General features: G+C 39.4%; 5 protein-coding genes. 2 read left to right on the forward strand and 3 right to left on the reverse strand.

From position 1 onward, the window contains the following. The 3 genes from zwf to ACLNCN_RS03010 form a co-directional block, all read right to left on the reverse strand. On the reverse strand, positions 1-996 hold a 996-nt coding region (zwf, locus tag ACLNCN_RS03000), incomplete at its 3' end, for a glucose-6-phosphate dehydrogenase (RefSeq protein ID WP_424844578.1). 150 nt (positions 997-1,146) lie between these two features. Further along, positions 1,147-1,887 (reverse strand): amino acid ABC transporter ATP-binding protein, encoded by a 741-nt coding sequence (locus tag ACLNCN_RS03005; protein WP_424844579.1) that lies wholly within the window; start codon positions 1,885-1,887, stop codon positions 1,147-1,149. Continuing rightward, the gene (locus ACLNCN_RS03010; protein ID WP_424844580.1) at positions 1,887-4,052 is read right to left on the reverse strand and encodes an ABC transporter substrate-binding protein/permease; all 2,166 of its coding nucleotides are present in this window, start codon (positions 4,050-4,052) and stop codon (positions 1,887-1,889) included. The genes ACLNCN_RS03005 and ACLNCN_RS03010 overlap by 1 nt, the downstream gene beginning before the upstream one ends. Positions 4,053-4,224: 172 nt before the next feature. Here ACLNCN_RS03010 and ACLNCN_RS03015 point away from each other — a divergent pair, with 172 nt between their 5' ends. Further along, positions 4,225-5,178: a CPBP family intramembrane glutamic endopeptidase gene (locus ACLNCN_RS03015; protein ID WP_203180409.1), complete on the forward strand. Its 954-nt coding sequence runs from the start codon at positions 4,225-4,227 to the stop codon at positions 5,176-5,178. Between the two features lie 76 nt (positions 5,179-5,254). Then, positions 5,255-5,450, forward strand: a 196-nt coding sequence (locus ACLNCN_RS03020) for a DEAD/DEAH box helicase family protein (RefSeq protein ID WP_424844581.1), incomplete at its 3' end; no start/stop codon positions are given.

The following is a 5,450-nucleotide window of genomic DNA, read 5'->3' on the forward strand; positions in this document are numbered from 1 at the left end:
AGGAACACTACGGAAGCGATCGCTGTTTACAAAGAAGGCACCAGATGCAAAGGTTTCAGTTGTAGATTCTGGATTTACATTTGGCTCGCTACGATAAGAGATGTATTTCATGCCATCAATCTTACCAGAACGGTATTGACCACGGATAAAGTGTTCTTTAAGTTCTTCATCAGTTGGATGATAGAGGTTTTTAAAGACCTTAATCTTCTCAGCACGAATCTCATCTTTTGTGAAGCTTGCTGGCTTATCCATGGCGAGGAGAGAAAGAAGTTGTAGTGTATGGTTTTGTACCATGTCACGGAGGGCACCAGATTGGTCATAGTAGCCACCACGTTCTTCTACACCCAAACGCTCTGCAAAAGTAATTTGCACATTGTCGATAAAGTCCTTGTTCCAAACATTTTCAAAAATCAAGTTTGCAAAGCGAACTGCAAAGATACTTTGGATCATTTCCTTACCAAGATAATGATCGATACGGAAAATTTGTTCTTCGTTAAATGTCGCTAGGAGTTCGTCATTCAACTTGCTTGCAGTTGCGTAATCTGTTCCAAATGGCTTCTCAACGATTAAACGTTCAAAACCTTTACCATCTACAATGTTTTCCGATTTGAGGTGTTTGGCAATGGTTCCAAAGAATTGAGGAGCCATCGACAAGAAGAAGAGCTTGTTGTGTTCAGCTTGGTACTTGTCATTTAATTCAGCCTGCAATTGACGTAGAGCAATGTAGTGTTCTGTATCATTGACATCATGACTTTGATAGTAGAAGTGGCTAGCGAACTCCTGAGCTTGTTCGGTACTATCTGCCAAATCAAGGATAGATTCGACTACAACAGATTCAAAATATTCCTTGCTCCAAGGACGACGGGCAGTTCCAATAACGGCAAAGTGCTCGGAAAGATTGCCGGATTTATATAGTCTAAAAAGGGAAGGGTAGAGCTTGCGTTTAGCCAGGTCTCCACTCGCACCGAAAATTGTAACAATAACCTTAGATGACATCTAGCTACCTAATTTCTATTTTTATTCCTAGTCTTGCTAGGTATGAGGAAATCTCATTTCATAAACTTAATTCTAACATAATTTTCCGAAAAATCAAAAAATCCAATACGAGATAGAAAAAAACTGCAAGGAAATCCTTACAGTTTGAGTTTAGACGTTTAAGACCTTGTCCAAGAAATCTTTCAGACGTGGGTGTTGAGGGTTATCAAAGATTTGATCAGGTGTTCCGTCTTCAAGAAATTCACCATCTGCAGTAAAGATGACGCGGTCGGCAACTTGACGGGCAAATCCCATCTCATGGGTTACGATAATCATGGTCATGCCTTGTTTAGCCAAGTTTTTCATAACGTTTAGTACGTCTCCAACCATTTCAGGGTCAAGGGCAGAAGTTGGTTCATCAAAGAGCATGATGTCTGGATTCATTGCTAGTCCACGAGCGATGGCCACACGTTGTTTTTGACCACCTGATAGGCTATCTGGGTTGGCCTTAGCTTTATCTGCTAGCCCAACCTTCTCAAGCAACTCCATTCCCAACTTCTCAGCTTCTTCCTTAGTCATCAACTTGTGCTCAATTGGAGCAAAAGTAATGTTGTCCAATACAGACATGTGTGGGAAGAGGTTGAAGTGTTGGAACACCATTCCGATATTTTCACGGACATGGTCAACATTGGTTGTTTTTTCAGTTAAGTCATAACCGTTCACAGTGATGTGACCGCTAGTAACTTCTTCTAGAAGATTGAGGCTACGAAGGAAAGTTGACTTACCAGAACCCGAAGGGCCGATGATACAGACAACATCTCCTTCATAGAACTTAGTCGTAATTCCTTTTAAAACCTCATTTTTTCCATAATGTTTGTGTAAATCATTTACATCAATTTTTAATTTTGCCATTAACGAATCCTCTTTTCTAAGCGTTTCGCTAGTCTAGTCAAAAGTGTGATAATTACAAGATAGAAGATAGCAAGGATTGCATACATCTTGAAACTTTGGTAGTTACGGGCAATGATAATCTTACCAGTTTGGAAGAGTTCCACCAAACCGATAGCAGATACGATAGTTGTATCTTTAAGAGCGATAACGAATTGGTTAACAAAGTTTGGCAACATCAATTTAGTTGCTTGTGGCAGGATAATCTTACGCATGGTTTTGCCATAAGAGATACCCAAGCTTCGGCTGGCTTCCATTTGACCAATCGGAACAGCCTGAATACCACCACGAACGATTTCAGCGATATAAGCGGCTGCATTTAGGGATAGGGCAATGGTACCAGCCACAAAGTCGTTAATTGGACTTTGTTGCCCTGTGATAGATTCGATGAAGTTGGGAATTCCCCAGAAGATGAAGGCTGCAAGAATCATCAAGGGAATACCACGGATAACGTCAACGAAAATCTCAGAAATCACACGAAGAGATTTGTAGGGGCTAACACTAAACATACCGAAGATAATCCCGATGACAATGGCAATAGCAAATGAGATAAGAGCTAGAGCAAGAGTGATACCAAGACCGCTAAGGAGTTGTTTGTAGTTGTTTTGAAGCAAGCCCCAGATAGTTGTTTCGTCAACAGTGCTTGTTGAAGTAGTTGAAGATTCGCTAGCTAGGTATTTATCAAGAATCTTTTGGAATTCTCCGTTTGCTTTAAGGTTTGCAAGTCCGTTGTTGAACATTTCAATCAATTCTGGATTTGTGCCTTTTTTGACGGCAAAGGCTGTTTCTCCGATTGGACTTCCAGGGATTGGTGTTTTCAATTTTTGACCTTGGCTGATAGAATATTTGAGAACAGGTTCATCATCCATAACAGCATCAATGGCACCAGTGTTTAAACTGTCATACATTGAAGAACCATCAGCGAAGGTTTTAATTTGATAACCGTATTTGCTTTGATTTTCTGTTAGGAAGGTTTGAGAAGCAGTTCCGTTTTTAACACCGACCGTCTTCCCTTTCAAATCTTCATAAGAAGCAATGGTACTTGATTCTTTGACGCCGAGGATTGTGTTTGCAGTGTAGTATGAATCTGAGAAATCAAAAGTCGCCTTACGAGCATCTGTGACAGACATACCAGCAATGATACCATCTGCTTGACCAGCTTGGACAGCGTTAATAGCGGCATCGAAACCAGGGTTGATGATTTCAATTTCAAAACCTTGGTCTTTAGCGATTGCCTTAATCAATTCCATATCAATACCAGTGTATTGGTTGCTTGAATTTTGGAAAACAAAAGGTGCAAAAGAAGAATCGCTGGCAATAATGTATTTAGCTTTAACAGGAATGGCTTTTAAGCCCGCTAGAGTAGTTGTAGTTGGAACTGCTGAAGATGATGAAGCAGTCCATTTCTTGATGATTTTATCAAGACTACCATCTTTTTTCATTTCAGCCAAGGCTTGGTTAAATTCAGTAACTAGGTGCTCGTATTTGCTTCCTTTTTTAACACCGAAAGCAAAACTTCCTACAGCTTCCCCATCCATTTCAATATGGAGGTCTTGACCTTGGTTGATGGCATATTCGATAACAGGTTTATCATCCATCATGGCATCGATGGCACCAGCAGCCAAGCTGTTGTTCATCAAATCACCAGTGTCAAATGTTTTAATAGTAAAGCCGTATTTGTCTTTGATTGTTTCAAGGAAACGTTGAGCGGCAGTTCCGTTTTTAACACCAACAGTTTTACCTTTTAATTGGTCATACTGACTAATCTTGTGTGACTTTGTAGTTGCAATGACAACTTTTGTATCATAGTAAGTATCAGACATAGTGAAAACTTTTTCACGTTCTGTAGTTTTTGTCATTCCAGCCATGATTGCATCAGCTTGACCAGCTTGAACCGCATTTACCGCTGCATCAAATCCAGGATAGGACATCTGAATGTTCCATCCTTTAATCTCAGCGACTTTGTTGATAATGTCAACATCAATTCCTTTATAAGTTTGATCTGAATCTTTAAACTCAAAAGGTGCATAGGCGGTATCAGAAACAATCTTAATCGTCTCTGCTTTTGCAATACCTAATGAGAAAATTGGGAATAAAATTAGCAAAAATGCTAGAAATTTTTTCTTCATTTTTAGTCTCCTTTTCCGAATATTTTCCCATTATATCAGAAAAAGTAAAAAAAGGCAAATTTTTATATTTTCGTGTTAGAAAATATAACATCTATATTTTCTTTTCCTTCTTGAATTGCTACTATAAAGTGCTATAATAATAGTATATAGTAGAAGAAAAGAGGACAGGAATATGAAGAACAAAAGAATATTTAAAGACTTCCAAGCTTCTCAAATGCGGTTAAACCTTTACACAAGCCCCTTGTTAGCCTTTGCTTTTGTCTTCATAGGAGAGTTTGTGGCTTATACTCTGTATGGTATTAGTTTGTTAGCTCTCATCGGACTTGCTAGAAATTTTGGAGAGGCTGGTCAAAATCTTGCAACCTATTTGCAGACATTGCAACAGAGCTTGATGGATAAAACAAGTGACTTTCGTTTAATTTTAGAATTGCTGGCCTTTGGTTTCGTTCTCAACACTGTGTTCAGATGGACTAGAAAAGTTGAGAAAAGACCTATTCGAACTTTAGGATTTTATAAAGAAAATTTCCTCAGTAATCTTCTTAAGGGATTTGGTTTAGGTCTGGCACTTTTTCTTCTGACCTTGTTAGGTTTAGTAGCATTAGGGCAATATCGTTTGGAGTCTATTCACTTGAATCCTTATTCGCTTGCCTTTGTTGTCTTTACTATCCCATTTTGGATTTTACAGGGGACAACAGAAGAAGTGGTGGCCCGTGCTTGGCTCCTTCCTCAATTGGCTTCAAGAACCAATTTAAAACTTGCTGTTGTCATATCTAGCATGTTCTTTACCCTGCTTCATATGGGCAATTCTGGTCTAACCCCTCTATCTCTAGTGAATCTCTTTTTATTCGGAGTTGCCATGTCACTTTACCTCCTCAAAACAGATACAGTTTGGGGGGTAGCAGGTATTCATGGCGCTTGGAATTTTGCTCAGGGCAATCTCTTTGGGATTTTAGTTAGTGGTCAACCATCAGGAACATCTCTGATGACCTTTTTACCACAAGGCAATCAAGCCTGGCTATCAGGTGGTTCTTTTGGGATTGAAGGTTCTGTCATGACAAGTCTGGTCTTGCTACTGCTGATTGTCTATCTCGCCTATCAATTAAAGAAAGAAAATGAAAGGATGTGACTTCGGTCCGTCCTTTTCTTCGTGAAAATGCTACAAGTATGCTAAAATAGGAATAGCACATCGAGAGAGGATTCTTATGATTAATCGCATTACAGACAATCAATTTAAACTAGTATCAAAATATCAACCATCAGGAGACCAACCCCAAGCTATCGAGCAGTTGGTTGATAATATCGAGGGTGGAGAAAAAGCTCAGATTCTGATGGGGGCGACCGGAACAGGGAAGACCTATACCATGAGTCAGGTCATTTCCAAAGTCAATAAACCAACTC

Source organism: Streptococcus sp. CL8.13, from assembly GCF_049737895.1.